Origin of the sequence: Rhizobium laguerreae (genome assembly GCF_002008165.1) — a bacterium.
GTDB lineage: Bacteria > Pseudomonadota > Alphaproteobacteria > Rhizobiales > Rhizobiaceae > Rhizobium > Rhizobium laguerreae.
In genome coordinates this window covers 46,175-63,553 of sequence record NZ_MRDM01000031.1, presented here as the reverse complement: position 1 = coordinate 63,553, position 17,379 = coordinate 46,175, and the positions used below count along the sequence as shown (strand labels likewise).

The 17,379-nt window shown below is 60.6% G+C and carries 18 protein-coding genes; 3 read left to right on the top strand and 15 right to left on the bottom strand.

Annotated elements, in window-relative coordinates:
* The first annotated feature begins 286 nt into the window (after positions 1-286).
* Positions 287-961, top strand: a complete 675-nt coding sequence (locus BS630_RS32865; RefSeq protein WP_077980804.1) for a GntR family transcriptional regulator — start codon at positions 287-289, stop codon at positions 959-961.
* An 83-nt stretch (positions 962-1,044) separates the two neighbouring features.
* On the opposite strand, the gene BS630_RS32860 is transcribed toward BS630_RS32865, so the two are convergent.
* From BS630_RS32860 to BS630_RS32835, 5 genes are all read right to left on the bottom strand, one after another.
* A complete protein-coding gene (locus tag BS630_RS32860; protein ID WP_020047901.1) occupies positions 1,045-1,842 on the bottom strand; it encodes an ABC transporter ATP-binding protein in 798 nt (265 codons plus the stop codon).
* An 11-nt stretch (positions 1,843-1,853) separates the two neighbouring features.
* Positions 1,854-2,747 (bottom strand): nitrate ABC transporter permease, encoded by an 894-nt coding sequence (gene ntrB, locus BS630_RS32855; protein ID WP_077980803.1) that lies wholly within the window; start codon positions 2,745-2,747, stop codon positions 1,854-1,856.
* Positions 2,748-2,802: 55 nt separating this feature from the next.
* Positions 2,803-4,116: a CmpA/NrtA family ABC transporter substrate-binding protein gene (locus BS630_RS32850; protein ID WP_025398336.1), complete on the bottom strand. Its 1,314-nt coding sequence runs from the start codon at positions 4,114-4,116 to the stop codon at positions 2,803-2,805.
* Between the two features lie 468 nt (positions 4,117-4,584).
* Positions 4,585-5,589, bottom strand: coding sequence for an inorganic phosphate transporter (locus BS630_RS32840; RefSeq protein ID WP_025398337.1), 1,005 nt, complete (start codon positions 5,587-5,589; stop codon positions 4,585-4,587).
* Positions 5,589-6,233, bottom strand: coding sequence for a DUF47 domain-containing protein (locus BS630_RS32835; RefSeq protein WP_077980802.1), 645 nt, complete (start codon positions 6,231-6,233; stop codon positions 5,589-5,591). The genes BS630_RS32840 and BS630_RS32835 overlap by 1 nt, the downstream gene beginning before the upstream one ends.
* Positions 6,234-6,330: 97 nt before the next feature.
* Here BS630_RS32835 and BS630_RS32830 point away from each other — a divergent pair, with 97 nt between their 5' ends.
* Complete coding sequence (locus BS630_RS32830; RefSeq protein WP_077980801.1) at positions 6,331-6,864, top strand: NUDIX hydrolase; 534 nt, start codon at positions 6,331-6,333, stop codon at positions 6,862-6,864.
* Positions 6,865-6,905: 41 nt separating this feature from the next.
* Here the strand turns inward: BS630_RS32830 and BS630_RS32825 are convergent, their stop codons facing one another.
* The 10 genes from BS630_RS32825 to BS630_RS32780 form a co-directional block, all read right to left on the bottom strand.
* On the bottom strand, positions 6,906-7,817 hold the full coding sequence (locus BS630_RS32825; protein ID WP_077980800.1) for an ABC transporter permease: 912 nt from the start codon (positions 7,815-7,817) through the stop codon (positions 6,906-6,908).
* Complete coding sequence (locus tag BS630_RS32820) at positions 7,814-8,914, bottom strand: ABC transporter permease (protein ID WP_077980799.1); 1,101 nt, start codon at positions 8,912-8,914, stop codon at positions 7,814-7,816. The genes BS630_RS32825 and BS630_RS32820 overlap by 4 nt, the downstream gene beginning before the upstream one ends.
* Complete coding sequence (locus BS630_RS32815) at positions 8,911-10,434, bottom strand: ABC transporter ATP-binding protein (protein WP_077980798.1); 1,524 nt, start codon at positions 10,432-10,434, stop codon at positions 8,911-8,913. The genes BS630_RS32820 and BS630_RS32815 overlap by 4 nt, the downstream gene beginning before the upstream one ends.
* Before the next feature lie 3 nt (positions 10,435-10,437).
* Positions 10,438-11,535 carry a BMP family ABC transporter substrate-binding protein gene (locus BS630_RS32810; protein WP_017958144.1) on the bottom strand — a complete coding sequence of 366 codons (1,098 nt, stop codon included), beginning with the start codon at positions 11,533-11,535 and terminating at the stop codon, positions 10,438-10,440.
* Positions 11,536-11,561: 26 nt separating this feature from the next.
* Positions 11,562-12,941, bottom strand: a complete 1,380-nt coding sequence (locus BS630_RS32805; RefSeq protein WP_077980797.1) for an amidohydrolase — start codon at positions 12,939-12,941, stop codon at positions 11,562-11,564.
* Position 12,942: 1 nt separating this feature from the next.
* A complete protein-coding gene (locus BS630_RS32800; RefSeq protein WP_077980796.1) occupies positions 12,943-13,602 on the bottom strand; it encodes a glutathione S-transferase family protein in 660 nt (219 codons plus the stop codon).
* Positions 13,599-14,444 carry an aromatic ring-hydroxylating oxygenase subunit alpha gene (locus BS630_RS32795; RefSeq protein ID WP_077980795.1) on the bottom strand — a complete coding sequence of 282 codons (846 nt, stop codon included), beginning with the start codon at positions 14,442-14,444 and terminating at the stop codon, positions 13,599-13,601. Before BS630_RS32795 ends, BS630_RS32800 begins: the two co-directional genes overlap by 4 nt.
* A complete protein-coding gene (locus BS630_RS32790; RefSeq protein WP_077980794.1) occupies positions 14,441-15,094 on the bottom strand; it encodes a Rieske 2Fe-2S domain-containing protein in 654 nt (217 codons plus the stop codon). Before BS630_RS32790 ends, BS630_RS32795 begins: the two co-directional genes overlap by 4 nt.
* A gap of 155 nt (positions 15,095-15,249) precedes the next feature.
* Positions 15,250-15,516, bottom strand: a complete 267-nt coding sequence (locus tag BS630_RS32785; RefSeq protein ID WP_027668792.1) for an acylphosphatase — start codon at positions 15,514-15,516, stop codon at positions 15,250-15,252.
* Between the two features lie 171 nt (positions 15,517-15,687).
* The gene (locus BS630_RS32780) at positions 15,688-16,581 is read right to left on the bottom strand and encodes a LysR family transcriptional regulator (RefSeq protein ID WP_077980793.1); all 894 of its coding nucleotides are present in this window, start codon (positions 16,579-16,581) and stop codon (positions 15,688-15,690) included.
* A 114-nt stretch (positions 16,582-16,695) separates the two neighbouring features.
* On the opposite strand from BS630_RS32780, the gene BS630_RS32775 reads away from it, so the two are divergent.
* Positions 16,696-17,328: a DsbA family protein gene (locus BS630_RS32775; RefSeq protein WP_077980792.1), complete on the top strand. Its 633-nt coding sequence runs from the start codon at positions 16,696-16,698 to the stop codon at positions 17,326-17,328.
* The last annotated feature ends 51 nt before the right edge of the window (positions 17,329-17,379 follow it).

Genomic DNA, 17,379 nt, shown 5'->3' with positions numbered 1-17,379 from the left:
TGCAATGCATGTGCCAAAAATTAATCTATTGTTTTTTATAGTTTATCCGCTGCCGCAAGATTTGCTCATTGCAAAGTGCATACAGATTGATCGAATTCTTGCGCAAAAAGTAATCAATAGATATTTCTTATTCATTGTGACTGCGTGGTTGGCACAAAGTCGAGTTATCAGAGGTATCTCGTGCATCAGAAAGCGAAAATTTAACAATATCTTCGCCGCCCGATTTGACTTATCCAGTCTCGAACGTCATCTGTATGCAGAGTGTTGACGTGAGCAGATTCGTATCGTGAAGCAGACTAGGCGCAGAGAAGTGATCCGTACCGGGACCACCGTCGAACAGATGGTGCGGTCGATTGCCGACATGATCGTTACGGGTGAACTCCTGCCGGGCGCGAAGCTGGACGAGGTGTCGCTTGCGGCTCGTTTCGACGTTTCGCGCACGCCGGTGCGCGAGGCTCTGCGTGAGCTGGGTGCCATGGGATTGATTGCGCGCGAGCCGAACCGCAGTGCCGTCGTGACCAATGTCACCGAGGCTTATCTGCATTCGATGTTCGAGGCGATGGCGGAGCTCGAAGCGATCTGCGCCAGGCTCTCGGCCGAGCGTATGACGGTTGATGAACGGCGCGCGCTAGAGCTGGAGCATCGGGGATCGGTGAGGCTCGTGCATGCCGGCGCGGAAGAAGAATATTCGGCGCACAATACCGAATTTCATACCCGGCTTTATCGCGGCGCGCATAATGATCATGTCTTCGAGATGGTGACTCAGACACGGGCGCGGCTTGCGCCTTTTCGGCGGGCGCAGTTCCGCCTGCCCGGGCGTCTGGCAAAATCCTATGAGGAGCACGGCCGGATCGTCACCGCGATCATGCGCGCGGACGCCACCGCCGCAGGGCAGGCGGCATATTCCCATGTGGAAATTGTCAGCGATGCCAGCGCGGTCTTTGCAACGCCCGGGGAGTAAAGAGGGCGCGACGCCTGAAATCAGGCGCCGCTACGAAGGCGAGAAGACCACGACCGGCAAACGCCGAGGTTATGTCCCGGTCTCTACTCCGCCGCTTCGATGAAGCGGTGGCGTTCGTAGAGGAACTTCAGCACGGCTTCACGGCATTTGAGATATGTCCGGTCGGAGGCGAGTTCGATGCGATTGCGGGGACGGGGCATGGTCACATCGAGCACTTCGCCGATGCGGGCCGCCGGGCCGTTGGTCATCATCACGATGCGATCGGACAGCAGCACCGCCTCATCGACATCATGGGTGATCATCACCATCGTGTTGCCGAGGCGAGCGTGGATTTCCATCACGGCGTCCTGAAGATGGGCGCGGGTCAGCGCATCGAGCGCACCGAAGGGTTCGTCGAGCAGCAGGATTTTCGGTTCCATTGCAAGCGCGCGGGCGATGCCGACGCGCTGTTTCATGCCGCCTGAAATTTCCGAAGGCCGCTTATCCCTCGCATGCGCCATCTGCACGAGGTCGAGGTTGGCCATCACCCACTCATGCCGCTCGGCCTTGGTCTTCGTTCGGTTGAAGAGTTTGGAGACGGCGAGATTGACGTTTTCGTAGACCGTCAGCCAGGGCAGCAGCGAGTGGTTCTGGAAGACGACGGCGCGCTCCGGACCGGGTCCGTTGACCTCACGGTTTTCAAGCAGCACGGCGCCTGCCGAAACCGGCGTCAGGCCGGCGATGAGGTTGAGCAGGGTGGACTTGCCGCAGCCCGAATGGCCGATGATCGAGACGAATTCGCCCGCGGAAATCGTCAGGTTGATGTCCTTCAGGACCTCGGCGCGCACGCCGCCCCGATCGAAATGTTTGTCGATATGGTCGAGTTTCAGATAGGCGTTCATAGGTGCGCTCCTCAGTTGGCCATGGCGCCGCGGGTGATGAGTTTGCCGAGTGCTACCACCAGCTTGTCGAGGGCGAAGCCGACGATGCCGATATAGGCGAGCGCGACGATGATGTCCGGAAGGCGCGACGAGTTCCATGCGTCCCAGATGAAGAAGCCGATGCCGACGCCGCCCGTCAGCATTTCGGCCGCGACGATGGCGAGCCAGGAGAGGCCGACGCCGATCCTGAGGCCTGTGAAGATGTAAGGCGCTGCCGAAGGCAGCATGATCTTCCAGAAAAACTCGAACTGGTTGAGGCGCAGCACCTCGGCGACATTGCGGTAATCCTGCGGGATATTGCGGACGCCGACGGCGGTGTTGATAATCACCGGCCAGATCGACGTAATGAAGATCACGAAGATCGCCGAGGGGTTGGAATCCTGGAAGGCTGCGAGCGACAGTGGCAGCCAGGCGAGCGGCGGAACCGTGCGCAGCACCTGGAAGATCGGATCGAGGCCACGCATCGCCCAGACTGACTGGCCGATGATCGCACCGATGATGACGCCGGTGACCGCGGCAAGCCCGAAGCCATAGAGAACGCGCTGCAGCGAAATGAGCACGCGCCAGCCGAGCCCGATATCCTGGGAGCCATAGTTGAAAAACGGATAGGCGATCAGGTCATAGCTATCCTGCCAGACCCGATGCGGCGAGGGCAAAGACGCGTCCGCCGACGAACAGAGCACCTGCCAGACGAGCAGGATGAGTGCCAGCACGACGACTGGCGGAACGACATTACGAAGGGCGGTCAGTGCCGCTCGACGAAAATCGATCCGCGATCCGTGTTTGCCGGAAAATGGCAGAACTTTTGCCGCCGGCGTGGCAGTGGCGACCGTGGAGGGATTTTCTTTATTTGCCAGGGCGGACATCAACGTGCTCCTCACGTGAATGAAAGGCCGGCGCGCCGTCGCGCGCCGGAGCGGGTCAGGAGACAGCCTTGATCGAAAGGCTGTCGAGATAGGCCGAGGGATTTTCAGGGTCGAAGACCTTGCCGTCGAAGAAAGTCTCCTTACCGCGAGAAGACGATGCGGGAATATCGGCCGCCGCGACGCCAAGATCCTTGGCGGCCTCGCGCCAGATGTCTTCGCGGTTCACCTGGTTGACCAGCGCCTTGATGTCGGTAGTCGCCGGCAGATTTCCCCAGCGGATGTTTTCCGTCATGAACCAGCTATCGTGGCTCTTGAACGGATAGGAGGCGCCGTCTTTCCAGAACTTCATATAGAGGTCGGTGGCCTTGACATCGCGGCCGTTGCCATAATTGATGTCGCCCTTGAGCCGGCCGAGCACGTCCTTGGTCGGAACGTTGAACCATTGGCGCTTGCCGAGAATGTCAGCCATCTCCGCCTTGTTGTCCATGCTTTCGCACCACTGCTGAGCCTCCATGACGGCCATCAGCAGGGCCTTGGCAGCATTGGGATTCTTTTCGATCCAATCGGCGCGCAGTCCGAGCGCCTTTTCAGGATGACCCTTCCAGAGCTCGCCGGTGGTGGCTGCGGTAAAGCCGATGCCCTGGTTGACGAGTTGCTCGTTCCACGGTTCGCCCACACAGAAGACGTCCATGTTGCCGACTTTCATGTTGGCAACCATCTGCGGCGGCGGCACGACGATGGTCGAAACGTCTTTGTTCGGATCGATGCCGCCGGCAGCGAGCCAGTAGCGGATCCAGAGGTCATGGGTGCCGCCCGGGAAGGTCATGGCAGCCTTGATCTCCTTGCCCTCCGCCTTCTTTTTCTCGAACGCGGCCTTCAGCTTGGAGGAATCCAGCTGCACGCCCGTCTCGGCATATTCCTTGGCGACGGAAATACCCTGGCTGTCGAGGTTGAGCCGGGCGAGGATCGCCATCGGCACCGGCTTATTGTTCTGCGTCACCTTGCCGGTATGCATGAGATATGGGAGCGGCGACAGGATATGGGCACCGTCAATGCCGTTTGCTGCACCGCCCAGCACGAGATTGTCGCGGGTCGCACCCCAGGATGCCTGCTTGGCCACATCCGTTTCCGGAAGGCCATGCTTGTCGAAGAAGCCCTTTTCCTTGGCGATGATGAGCGGTGCGGAATCCGTGAGCGCGATAAAGCCGAGCTTGGCACCTTTCACCTCAGGGCCAGCTCCGGCTGCGAAGGCGCCGGACGGAAAGGCAGCCTTGACGGCGCCGATGAGGGCAGCCGCTGCGGTCGTCTTGAGCATGCTGCGGCGGGTCATGCCGGTTGTCGAAATCCCAGTCTGCAAATTCTTTGTCATGCGCAGGTTCCCTCTGCTGGCTGAATTTGGACACAAAAAAACGCCGCCGGAAATTGCGTCCAGGGATGGGAGAATCCCGGAGCAAAGACCTTGCGACGTCGGTGTCTATTGTAGGCGCTTATGCCGCGCCTATCTGCGCCGGTCGCCATTGACCGATGCTTCTCAGAACCTGCAAGCATTGTGCCAAATTCGATAGCTATTGATAACGGCATGAAGCAAAAGGAGAAATGCGAAGAATTGATGGGTGCTTATTTATTAGGCTTTGTTATTTTCTGCTTCTGTTTTGTGCGATTGCTAACGTAATCACAGCCATGGGAGCGCTCTATTTGTGCAGTGCACGCAATATGGAAGTCGCGATCACGCAGACCGCAGAGCGGATTCTGCCCGCCTTATTCGTCCGTATTGCCACCGGGAAAGGTCGGGAGGGGAACGTCAGCGCGTGGCGATTGGCCTCGCCATCCCCTCATTTCATTGCAGCAAGGATACGAGGCCGTAGAACGCTGCGGATATTGCCGCAGCTGCCGGCATCGTGACGATCCAGGCTATCACGATGTTCCCTGCCAATCCCCAGCGCACGGCTGAGACACGACGAGCCGCGCCCACTCCGACGATTGCTCCGGTGATGGTATGCGTCGTCGAAACGGGAATACCGAGCCACGTTGCTCCGAAGAGTGTCAACGCTCCGCCTGTCTCTGCGCAGAAACCTTGCATGGGGTTGAGTCGGGTGATCTTCGACCCCATGGTATGAACGATCCGCCATCCGCCAAAGAGCGTCCCGAGAGCCATTGCCGACTGGCAGGTAATGACCACCCAGAAAGGCACGTAGAAGGTCGGGCCAAGATATCCCTGACTGAACAAGAGCACCGCGATGATGCCCATCGTCTTCTGCGCATCGTTTCCGCCGTGGCCAAGCGAATAGAGCGAAGCGGACACGAATTGCATGACGCGAAATGTGCGATCCACCGCAAACGGCGTTTGCCGGACGAATAACCAGGAGACGGCGAGCACCAGCACCAGGGCAAGTAGAAAGCCGATGGCTGGCGACACGAAAATTGCACCGACGGTTTTTAGAAGGCCGTTCCAGACGATCGAGTTGAAGCCCACCTTTGCCAGACCGGCCCCCACCAGCCCACCGACAAGCGCATGCGACGAGCTCGACGGAATCCCGAAAATCCAGGTGATGATATTCCAGATGATCGCGCCCATGAGTGCTGCGAAGATCAGTTGAGGCGAAACGATCGCAGGATCGATGATGCCGGTCCCCAGTGTTTCGGCGACATGCAGGCCGAAGAACAGGAATGCGATGAAATTGAAGAACGCCGCCCAGGCGACGGCATATTGTGGCCGCAGGACGCGGGTGGAGACGATCGTGGCGATCGAATTGGCCGCGTCATGCAGACCATTGAGAAAGTCGAAGAACAGGGCGATAACGACCAGGCCGACCAGCAGCGGCAGAGCGAGGGAGGCATCCATCAGACGTTCTCGATGAGAATGCCGCTGATTTCATTGGCGACATCCTCGAAGCGGTCGACGACTTTTTCTAGCTCTCCGTAGATTTCGCTTCCGATCATGTAGGCCATCGCATTGCCGCTGGCGCCATGACGCAAGAACAGATCCTTCAAACCCTGGTCGTAGAGCTCATCGGAACGTCCCTCCACTCGGGTGACTTCCTCCGCGATGGCCGTGAGACGCTGCGCATTTGCTCCCAATCTGTCGAGGAGAGGTATCGCTTCCGCGACAAGGTTTGCCGCCTTGACGATTTCGCTGCCCATCTGCTGCATGAGCGGTTCGAAGCTCGATTGCTCGAACAAACGGATCGTCTTGACTGCCTTGTGCATCATATCGATCGCATCATCCATCGACTGAATGAGGTCCTTGATGTCACCCCGGTCGAAGGGCGTGATGAAGCTTCGTCGAACGGCAAGAAGAACCTCACGCGTGACATCGTCCGCCTCGTTTTCCAATGCGACGATACGATCGCAGTTTTTCTCAACCTCATTGCCCTTCAGGAGTTGATCGAGGGCGTGCGCGGCGGCAACGACGGTCTTCGAGTGCTTGGAAAACATCTCAAAGAATCTGTCTTCCCGTGGCATCAGCTTGCGAAAAATGCTCATCATGCCTGGGAAACCTTCCTCGTGCGGCCGATTGTCATAAATCTGTCATAAACACGCCCAGGCAATTGAAGCAACAATCAAATTCGGTAATTCATTCGTTATGACGGCGAGCAAAAAAAGCAGGAAGCCTCGACCGGACAAGTCCCAGCCGCTGCTGCGGCAGCTCGCCGCTGTTCCTGATACGCTGTTCGTCGGTGCATTCCGTCAACAATACGGCGCTATTTGCTTCCGCCACGGCAATGCCGGATCCGAGGTCGAAATCCTGGTGATCACATCGCGCGAGAGTGGGCGCTGGGTCATCCCGAAAGGGTGGCCGATGAAAGGGAAAAAGCCTTTCGAAGCAGCAGCAATCGAGGCCTGGGAGGAGGCAGGCGTGCGCGGGGTGGTGAAGAAGAAGCCGGTCGGCCGCTATACTTATCTGAAAGAACTCGACAATGGCGATGTGGCGCCCTGTATCGTCGACATGTTTCAGATTGAAGTCACGGACATCAGCGGCGATTTCAAGGAGCGGGGTCAGCGTATTCTCGAATGGGTCAGCCCGGATGAAGCGGCAAGACGCGTTCGCGAGATAGAACTCAAGTCGCTGCTCGTCCAATTTGAGGCGCACGGCCGCAGGAAACGCGATCGCGGCTGACCACAGGCTTCTTCGCCGACGCGTTACAGCGCCGCGCGTCTTTATCGCTCGAATGGTTCGCCGAGCGAAGCGACGCCGTTCAATTTGAGCAGTCGGCGGCTAGCGGAGATGATGCCGAGCACGATGATCGTGACGAGATATGGCAGGCTCGAGAGCAGCTGCGAGGGAACGTCCAGTCCAGTTGCCTGGGCTGCCAGCCCCATCAGCGAGACTGCGCCGAAGAGGCAAGCGCCGAGGAAGATACGGCCGGTGAGCCAAGTCCCGAAGACGACGAGGGCGATGGCGATCCAGCCGCGCCCGGCGATCATCCCGTCGGCCCAGAGTGGTGTATAGACTACCGACGCATAGGCGCCGGCGAAGCCGGCCATCGCGCCGCCGAAGGCGATGGCGAGGACGCGGACTGAGATTACCGAATAGCCGATGGCGTGAGCGGCCTTGGGATTCTCGCCGACGGCGCGGACGATGAGGCCAAGCTTGCTGTAGGCAAATATCGCCCACAAGGCCAGTGTCGCGGCGAGTGAAATCCACACGACGATGTCCTGGACGAAAAGGCCACCGATAGCCGGCAATTCCGAAAGCCCTGGAAGGGCGAGCTTCGGAAGTCCCCTGACCGTGAGGCTTTCATAGGTCTTACCGAAAAGCGCGGAAAGACCCTGCCCGAGAATGCCGATGGCAAGGCCCGCCGCCACCTGGTTTGCCCGGAATCCCAGCGTGACGAAGGCAAAGAGCAGCGAAAGCACAGCACTGCCGAGCCCGGCGACGACGAAACCCAGGAGATGCCCGCCGCCCTGATAGACGACGATGAAGCCGAGCACGGCACCGAGAGCCATCAATCCCTCGACCCCGAGGTTAAGGACGCCGGCGCGCTCGGCTACCAGCTCGCCGAGGGCTGCCAGAAGAAACGGTGTCGCAGCCGCCAGCATGCCGGCAAGAATGAACTCGATGGCGTTCATAAGGGGCTCCGGTGAGCGGCGCGGCGCCATTCTAGGCGATAGCGCACAAAGGCGACGGCGATCAGGTAGGCGAGCAGCAAACTGCCCTGGAAGACACGAACGGCGGCGATCGGCAGGTTGGCCGAGACCATGGCATTGTCGCCACCGATATAGATGACCGCCATGACCAGCGCCGAGACCACGATGCCGATCGGATGCAGGCCGCCGAGATAGGCGACGATGATGGCCGCATAGCCATAACCGCTCGCGACCGAACGCTGCAGCTGACCGAGCGGGCCGGCGACTTCGGCGGCCCCGGCAAGACCGGCCGCAAAACCGCCGATCAGCAGCGAAAGCCAGATCGTCCAACCTTCCTTGAAGCCGGCATAGCCGGCAGCCCGCGGTGCCAGACCACCGACCTGCAGCTTGTAGCCGATGAAGCTCCTCTGCATGAAGACCCAGGCCGCAACCGACAAAGCCAGCGTGATGAGGAATGAAACATTGACGCGGGTACCGGCAATCAGGGTCGGTACCATCGCATCGTACTGGAACATCACCGACTGGGGGAAGTTGAAGCCGTTCGGATCCTTCCAGGGGCCGAGCAGCAGATAGTTCAGCAGCTGCGCCGCAACGAGGCTCAGCATCAGGGAAACGAGAATCTCGTTGGCGTTGAGGCGCACGCGCCAGAAGGCGGTGAGAGAAGCCCAAAGTGCGCCGCCGATGGCGCCGAGCAGCAGCATCGCCGGCCAGATCCACTGGCCCGTCGCTTGCGGAAACCAGACCGGAATGGCAGAGGCGAAGATCGCGCCAAGAATGAACTGGCCTTCGGCGCCGATGTTGAAGACCTTGGCGCGAAAGCCGATCGCCAGCCCCTGCGCGATCAGGAGGAGCGGGCCTGCCTTTAAAAGCACCTCCGAAAATGACGCCCAGGAGAGGAACGGCTCGAAAAGCATCGCATAGACAACCGCGACAGGGTCGCGGCCCATCAAAACGTAAAGGCCGAGATTAAGTGCGATCGCTCCCGCCAGCGCAATGACAGGCGCGCACAGGGCCGCGGCAAGCGAAGCGCGCTCCCGGCGGACCAGGGTGGGAACGAAAGCAAGGGACCAAGCGCTCATTGCTGGACTTTCTCGGGCGAGGCCTGTGCCCCGATCATGTATCGGCCGATCTCCTCGGGCTTCGTGTCTCGCGTTGCGAGCGGCGGGCTGAGCCGGCCGTGATGCAGCACCTGGATGGCATCGCTGAGCTCGAACAGTTCTTCCAGCTCCTCAGAAATGACGAGGATCGCCATGCCCTGATTGCGCAATGCGACCAGACGACTGCGGATGGCGGACGCGGCGCCGATATCGACGCCCCAGGTCGGCTGCGCCAGGAAAAGCAATTTGGGAGACAGCATGATTTCGCGACCAACGATGAACTTCTGCAGATTACCGCCCGACAGGGTGCCGGCTTCCGCATCCGGGCCAGGAGTGCGGACATCATACTGACGGATGCAATCACCGGTGAACGCCGTCGCCCGCGCCCTGTCGACGAGACCGTGCCGCAAAAGCTTGAGCGGATGGGCCGTCAGCAGGCTGTTGAGGACGAGCGACATTTCGGGCACGGCGCCGCGTCCAAGCCGGTCTTCCGGAACGAAGGCAAATCCGAGCGTCCGCCGTGCGGCGGCATCGAGCCTGCCGACATCCATCTCCATCATGAAGATCCGGTCGCGCTGGTCGCGCCCCAGCACCGTCTCGCCTGAAATCAACGCGGCAAGCTCGCTTTGACCGTTGCCCGAAATTCCGGCGATCCCGAGGATTTCGCCGGCACGCACCTCGAGGCTGATGCCGGAGAGCGACACCGCAAAGGGATCGCCGGGCTGATAGTCCAATCCGATGATCTCCAGCCGCTTTTCCCCACCAGACAGCGGCAGCGCCGCCATCGGAGCCGGCATGTCATGGCCGATCATCATGCGGGCAAGGTCATGGGCATCATGTTGACGCGGGTCGACATCCCCGGTCACGCGTCCGCCGCGCAGGATCGTCGCCCGGTCGCAGATCGCCCGGATTTCTTCGAGCTTGTGGGAGATCAACAGGATGGAAACGCCGCCGTCGCGCAGGCGACGCAGCGTGTCGAAGAGCCTCTCCACCAGTTGCGGCGGCAGGACGGAGGTCGGCTCGTCGAGGATCAGCAGCTTCGGATTGGTCATCAGGCTTCGGATGATCTCCACCCGCTGCCGCTCGCCGACGGACAGCGCATGCACATGAGCAAGCGGGTCGACTTCGAGGCCGAATTCCCGTCCAAGCGTCCGAATGCGTTCCTTGAGCTCAGCCTTGCGGCCCGGCACGACCAGCCGAATATTCTCCAGGACGGTCAAGGTCTCGAACAGCGAGAAATGCTGGAACACCATGCCGATGCCGTGGCGCCTCGCCTCGGCGGGGGAGGCGAGGCGCAACGGGTTTCCTTCCCAGACGACCTCTCCGCCGTCCGGTTGCTCGACGCCGTAGATCAGTTTCATCAGCGTCGATTTTCCCGCCCCGTTCTCCCCGAGGATCGCATGAATCGATTGCGGCGCCACGTCCAGATCGATGGCCTGATTGGCATGGATCTGGCCGTAACTTTTCAAAATGCCGCGCAGCGACAGGAGCGGGGTGGTCATGACTTATTTCGGCAACGGCGTGGACACGCCCTTGACGTGCCAGTTCATGGCGATGATCTCGGGGTCGGCCATGGTCGCACCCGATGCGACAGCTTCGCTGCCGTCGGCCTTGGCGATCGGCCCGGTGAAGGGCGAGAAGCTGCCGTCGGCGATCTTTACCTCGATCTCCTTGATCTTGGTCATCACGTCAGCCGGAATATCAGGATTCCAGTCGACCACTTCGACGACCTTGTCGGCAACGCCGAGGAACGCATTGGCGCCCTTGAACGTGCCGGCGAGATGGGCATCGACCGAAGCCTTGAAGAACGGCGACCAGTCCGTCGCGATGCAGCCGAGATAGGTTTTGGGCGCATATTTCTTCATCGAGGAATTGAGGTTGAAGGCGTAAACGCCGGCTTCCTCGCAAGCCGAGATGACGGACGGCGTGTCCTGGGCGTTGGAGAAGATCACGTCGCACTTCTGCGCGATCAGGGCCTTGGCGGCTTCCTGCTCCTTGGCCGGATCGAACCATGAGTTCACCCAGACCACCGAGACCTCGATATCGGGTTTGACGGCCTGGGCGCCGAGCGTAAAGGCGTTGATCGAGGTAATGAGCTCGGGGATAGCAAAGGCCGAGACAGAGCCGAGCTTGCCGGTCTTGGAAAGTGCTGCCGCAGCCATGCCGAGCAGATAGGTGCCCTGGAAATATTTGGCGGCGAAAGGCGAGAAGTTCGGAGCGACCTGGAAGCCGGAGGCGTGCAGAACGGTGACGCTCGGATCGCGGCGGGCGATCTGCAGCGCGCCGTTCTGATAACCGAAAGAGCCGGCGACCAGGAACTTGTTTCCGTCGGCGACGGTCTTGTTCATGATGCGGTCGGCATCCGGACCTTCCGCGATATTCTCAAGCACGGTGACCTTCACCTTGTCGCCGTAAGCGGCCTTGATCGGCTCGAGGCCGGCAGCAAGTGCGTGCCCCCAGCCAACGTCGCCGACGGGCGAGGGGATTACCAGCGTGATGCCGAGCGGCTCGTCGGCGGCGAAAGCAAGCCGGCTGCCGAGCGCGCCGGCGAGGCCGGTGGCGGCAGCGGCCGTCATCAGATTTCTGCGGGTCAGTTTGGTCATGTTCTCAGTTCCCTCTTTTGGTTTTTTTAGAATTCCACGGTGGATAGTGCGGCCTCGGCATCGGCAGCCAGCTTGGTTTCGTCGAGCCCGGGAAATTCGCCCTTCTGCCAGACGATGCGGCCATTGATCATCGTCATGTCAGTCGCCATGCCGATGCCGACGCGGGCAATCAGGCTCAGCGGATCGTGGCGCGTGCCGACATAATCCATGCGCCGAGTGTCGATCGCAAACAGGTCGGCGGCCATGCCGGGCGCAAGCCGGCCGATATCGCGCCGGCCGAGCAGGCTGGCACCGCCGGTCGTGCCGTAGCCGAGGAATTCGACCGGCGGCGGCACGGGATGGGCACGGCTGGAAGAGACGAGGCATTGCAGCATGTAGGCGGAGTGCAGGCAGTGCATCAGGTTGGAATTGTCGTTGGAGGCAGCACCATCACAGCCGAGGCCGACGCGCAAGCCGAAGGCGGCCATGGCGGGAATGTCGGTGACCTCGGCGCCGACCAGATAGACCGGTTCCGGGCAATGCGCGACGCCGGTGCCGCTGGCGGCCATCTTCCTGAGTTCGTCGTGGTTGAGCTCCCAGCAATGAGCATAGAAGGCGTCGGGTCCGGCAAAGCCAAGTTCTTCCAAATAATCGACCGTGCGCATGCCATGGCGCGCCTGAATGACCAGGCTTTCGCCTTCGCCGACATGGGTATGCATCATGACGCCGCGATCACGCGCCAGCGCCACCGATTCCACGAAAGTCTCGCGGTAGCAATTGACCGGCTGACAGGGTGCCACCACGACCTGCCGCATGCTGAAGGGGCTGATATCGTGGTAGGTGTCGATCAGCCGGGCGCAGTCGGCGATGAATTCGTCCGTTGTTTCCAGCATCTCGTCGGGAATGGTCGAGCCTTCCGACTTCGGCAGGGTGTTGCCGCCGCGGCCGGCATGGAAGCGCATGCCGAGCAGTTCGGCCGCCTCGAACTGGCGGTCGATCAACCGTTTTCCGGCGTGCCGGGGGAAATTATATTGGTGATCCAAGGCCGTGGTGCAGCCATGCTTGATCATCTCGGCCATCGCCGTGACGGAGGCGTGGTAAAAGCATTCCTCGTTAAGTTGCGAAAAGATCGGGTAGATGCGGTCCAGCCACTCGATCACCGAGAGCTTCGTCCAATCGAGATCGGCGCGGTTGCGCACGAAGCACTGGAAGAAGTGATGATGGGTGTTGACGAGGCCCGGATAGACGAACCAGCCGGCAGCATCCTGAACGGTCGTGCCGGCAGGCAACGTGTCTGCCCCTATATTTTCGCCGATCGCCACGATCGCCGGACCACTGGTCAGGAGATCGACATTGCGGTGGACGACCGGCCCCTTGCCCTCGTCGACGATCACGGCTGCGCAGTTCTTCAGGAGATAACCAGCCATCTCACGCCTCGCCCGATTCGATCTGAGGTTCGGGCTTCAATTCGTGCAGCCGGTGAATGCCTGGCATTTCGATAAATTTGTCGAGGGCGCGCAGCGCGCGGGACCAGAGCCGGATCGCAGGATAAGCATCCAGCGTGACGCCCCCATCGGGCGCCAGTGCCACATAGGGAAAGCAGGCAATGTCGGCAATTGTCGGCCGGTCGGCGGCGAGGAAACACATGCCGCGAAGACCCTGCTCGACAAGCCCGGCTTCAAGTTCGCGAAGGGCGGCGATGCCCTGAGCCTGCAGCGCACCGATATCGCCCGGCCGTAGCAGCATTTCATGGAGCCGCGCTGCCCCGAGGCTTGCCGTCAGCCGGCCGGAGAACGACAGCCATTGCTGCACCTTCGCCGCTTCCTCCGCCTTGCCGCTGCCGAGCCATTCGGGTGCGGCCTTGGCGGCGAGATAGACGAGGATCGCCGACGATTCGGTCAGGATCAGGTCGCCATCCTCCAGGATCGGAATGGAGCCTGCCGGATTGAGTGCAAGCAGCTCGGCGCCGCGATGCTCGGCGCCGGGATGGAAATCCACCGGGCGCAGTTCAAGTTTCACGCCGGCCAGCGCCGCCATCAGGCGCACCTTGTAGCAACTGGGCGAGAGAATATAGTCGTAGAGCTTCATTGCGCCACCAGCTGTGCGCCGTAGGTATAGTTGTGACGCTTCAGCCAGCGCCGGTAGGCGATCGATGTCAGATCGGCACGCGTCGGGATTTCCATGCCGGGGTCGAGCGGCAGCAGCCGCGGGATCTGGTTTTCGAGGATCGAACGGTCCTGCAGAAAGATCGTCTGCTGGAAATGAATGAGGTCGGTCATCGCGGTCTCGTCGTCGAAAAGCGCCATCCACGGCCAGACGTCGCACAGGTCCTCGGCCAGCGGCTGCACGAAGAGCGTGATGACATCCCATTCGCTCGGGCGCGGCGGGCAGGTCTTGTAAAGCACGGAGCAGGTCGGTGCCGGCACGCGGTACATGTATTCCGTCGTGATCCCGCCGCTTGCCGACTTGGCGGCCTGCGGCTGATAGAATTTCACCTGCGTTGCCCAGACCTCGTCTTCTTGCTCGCGGATCTCGACCTTGTAGTTCTGCACTTCCGTATGCGGCTCTGCGCCGAGAATGTCGGTGTGGACGAAGGGAAAATGGGCGATGTCGAGGAAATTCTCGACGGCGCGGAGCGGCGAGCAGCGCACGCGCACCACGCCGACATCGACGAAGCGGCGGCCGGGTTGATCGGCCTCGGGAATGGGGAAAAGTTCTTTCTTCGGCGCGCCGAGGGAGGACCAGACATGGCCGTAACGCACGCGCACCGGCAGAACATGGCCGTCTCCGGCCGTCACCTTCGCTTTGCCGTCGCCATCGCGCGCCACCTCGATCGGCTCGCCCATCAGCGCAGTGGTGCGACCGGCGCCATCTAGCTGGCTGAAAAGCCCGACCGGATACCATTCATCGATCATCGCCTGCATGGTCATTGCGCGATCTCCTTTTTCTGAAGATCCTCAGCCCGACGCCGCAGGCTTTCGGCGGCCCGTGAAGCGCCGATGCCCGCAGGAAGGCCGGCATCACCCTTCAGCAGCACATGGATCAGCGTCCGTCCGTCTTCTTGGGCGGATAATAGCAGACAGATGGTCCCGCTGGATGCATCGATCTCGACAAGACCATCAGGGCTCGCCTTGCTGCCGGCCGCCACCTTGATCGCGGCGAAGCCGGCGAACGCTGTCAGCGAGCGCAGGGGAATGAGGCCCTCGAGCCTCGGCGGCTTCGATACGGGCGTGCCCACGGCCACCCAGATCACACTGTCCGCTTCCTCGACATCATGGGTGGCGACACGGATGGTTTCCGGGGGCGTCAGCCCCGGATGGGCGGGAATGCGGAGACAGTTTCCGGCCTGGCCATAGCTCCAGCCGTGATAGATGCAAGAAAGCGCCTCGCCACGCACGAAGCCGTGAGACAGGCGCATGCCGCGATGTGGACAGCGATCCGCCGATGCCGATATGCGTCCAGAAGCGCTGCGCCACAGAGCAATCGATCCGGCTGCCGTCCATGCCGGTATGACGGTTCCGGCCGGCAAATCCCGGGAAAGGGCGACTGGCGTCCAAAAGCCCGTCGTATCGGAAGGCATGACTAGAATTCCCACACAAAACCAAATGCTTGCCGATCAAGTCCCGCATCGGCGCCGAGGCAATTCCGCCGCAACCTTATTAGGTTTGCATAATTATTTCGCATTGGCAACATTGAGTAAATAATATGCACGGATGAAATACGCGAGAGCCCGGACTAGGTCCTTTCGCCGCTGATCGCCGTTCGATCTATCCTCTCGACCCACACGTCGATAGGCCCGAGAGAGCATCCCATCTCCATCATGTCGATCAACTCCTCCGGCCCGGCAACCTCAAGTTCGATCCGCATGGAACTCGTATGAGATATGGTGTGCGAGAGCCCAAGCTTGGCAGCGTGGCGCCGGATCCAGGGAACGAAGGAGGCAGCCCCCAGATCACCGACAATCGTCATCCGCTCCAGCAGGTAGCTTGTATCTTGTCCCATGCTCGCCCTTGTTTTCCTACACCAAAGCGCTTGAATGAACTTCGGGAAGGGGTCGCCGTCAAGGCGAGAATATGGCGTCGGAATTTCCTTTGCAAATCCCTGCGGCAACATACCAATTCCCCGCCACCGTATGGCTGCTTCGGAGCAACTCAGGCTGCGTGATGGCGCAGCCTAGTCGCGCGAGCGACTGCCCGTAAGCATTGCGACAAAAGCCGTGACCTTGCGCGGACGAAGCCGAGCTGCCGGATAGACGACATAAATTCCGCCGGCCGGCAGGCTCCAGTCCGGCAACAATCTTATCAGTCGGCCAGCCTCTATATGCTCTCCAGCCAGAAAATCCGGAAGCACGGACATTCCTGCCCCAGCAAGCGTGGCCGCGAGAACCGCAGGCGTCGAATTGCTCATGAGGCTCTGTTGCATCTGCACAGTCCGCCGATCGAAATCGCCCTGGATAAACCTCCAGACCACCGGCTCCTTGAGGGCCAGGTTGGCGATAAACGGCTGGCCCACCGCATCCTCTGGACTGTTCAAACTGAGCGTGGCGAAGAAGCTGGGGGACGCCACAAGAAACTGCCGGAACGAACCGATCCGTCTCGCTTGGTGACTGGAGTCATCGAGCCATCCAACGCGGATCGACAGGTCGATCTGATTGGCAATAAGATCCATCTTCGTATCAGCGAGCAGAAGCTCGACCCTGCAGGCGGGGTACTTCCGGATAAAGGCCGCAGCAATGGGAGCGATCGTGCTCGCACCATAATCATTGGGCGCAGCAATGCGTAGCATGCCTGTCGGCTCGGCATTTGCGCGGGTGATTTCATCGACGGCGTCCCCGGCTTCGCGGAAGATCATGACGCAGCGTGCGTAGAGAAGCCTGCCGGCCTCAGTCGGCTCGACGCGTCGTGTTGTCCGGAGCAGCAAGCTAGTTTTCAACTCAGCTTCCAGCCGCGCAACCTGCTGGCTGACGACCGTCTTCGTGATCGCGAGGCGCTCGGCAGCTTTCGTGAACGAGCCGGTATCGACGACGGCTGCAAAATAGGCCAGCCGGTTGAGGTTGACAGCCTCCATAGCCTTCTTCCATTTGATTGTAAGTTTTTGACATACATTCTGTCACATTTAACAATATTTATCACTCAATAGAAGTGCACTATCTGTTGTCCGTCGCTTCAAGGATGGTCCGATATGCATCTTACCTATCTCTACGATCCGCTTTGCGGCTGGTGCTATGGTGCGGGGCCCGGGCTCGACAAATTGGTCATGCTCGACAACCTCACCGTCGAGCTTGCGCCCAGCGGGCTTTTCGCGGGCGAAGGCGCCCGTCCGCTGGATGAACGCTTCGCAGCCTATGCCTGGCATAATGACCAGCGGATCAACCGGCTCACGGGGCAGGTCTTCAGCCAGCTCTATCGCGATCAGGTTCTCGGGCGCGCAGACGGTATGTTCGACTCCGCCCCTGCGACGCTTGGGATCATAGCCGTCGGGGTGACGCAACTCGACAGGGGAGGTGATGCCCTGAAGGCACTTCAAAGCGCTCGCTATGTTGACGGCCGCAACACCTCGGAGATCGCTGTCGTGGCCGACGTTCTCGATCAGGCCGGGTTTCCCGATGCCGCCGCTCGTGTCCGGGCTCCGGACGAGGCCCTGCTCGATGCCTACCGCAACGGGATCGGGAAGTCCCGCCAACTCATGGCTGCATTCCGGATGGATGGTGTCCCCGCGCTTTTGGTCAGCGACGGCGACAAGCGCCGCGTGCTGCGCAGCGATGCCCTATTCGGCGGCTTTGACCGACTTGCTGCCGAGCTTCAGGCGGCATGATCGTTCATTTTCAGCAGACCGTTCCATGAACTACCGACAAAGCCTGCCGGG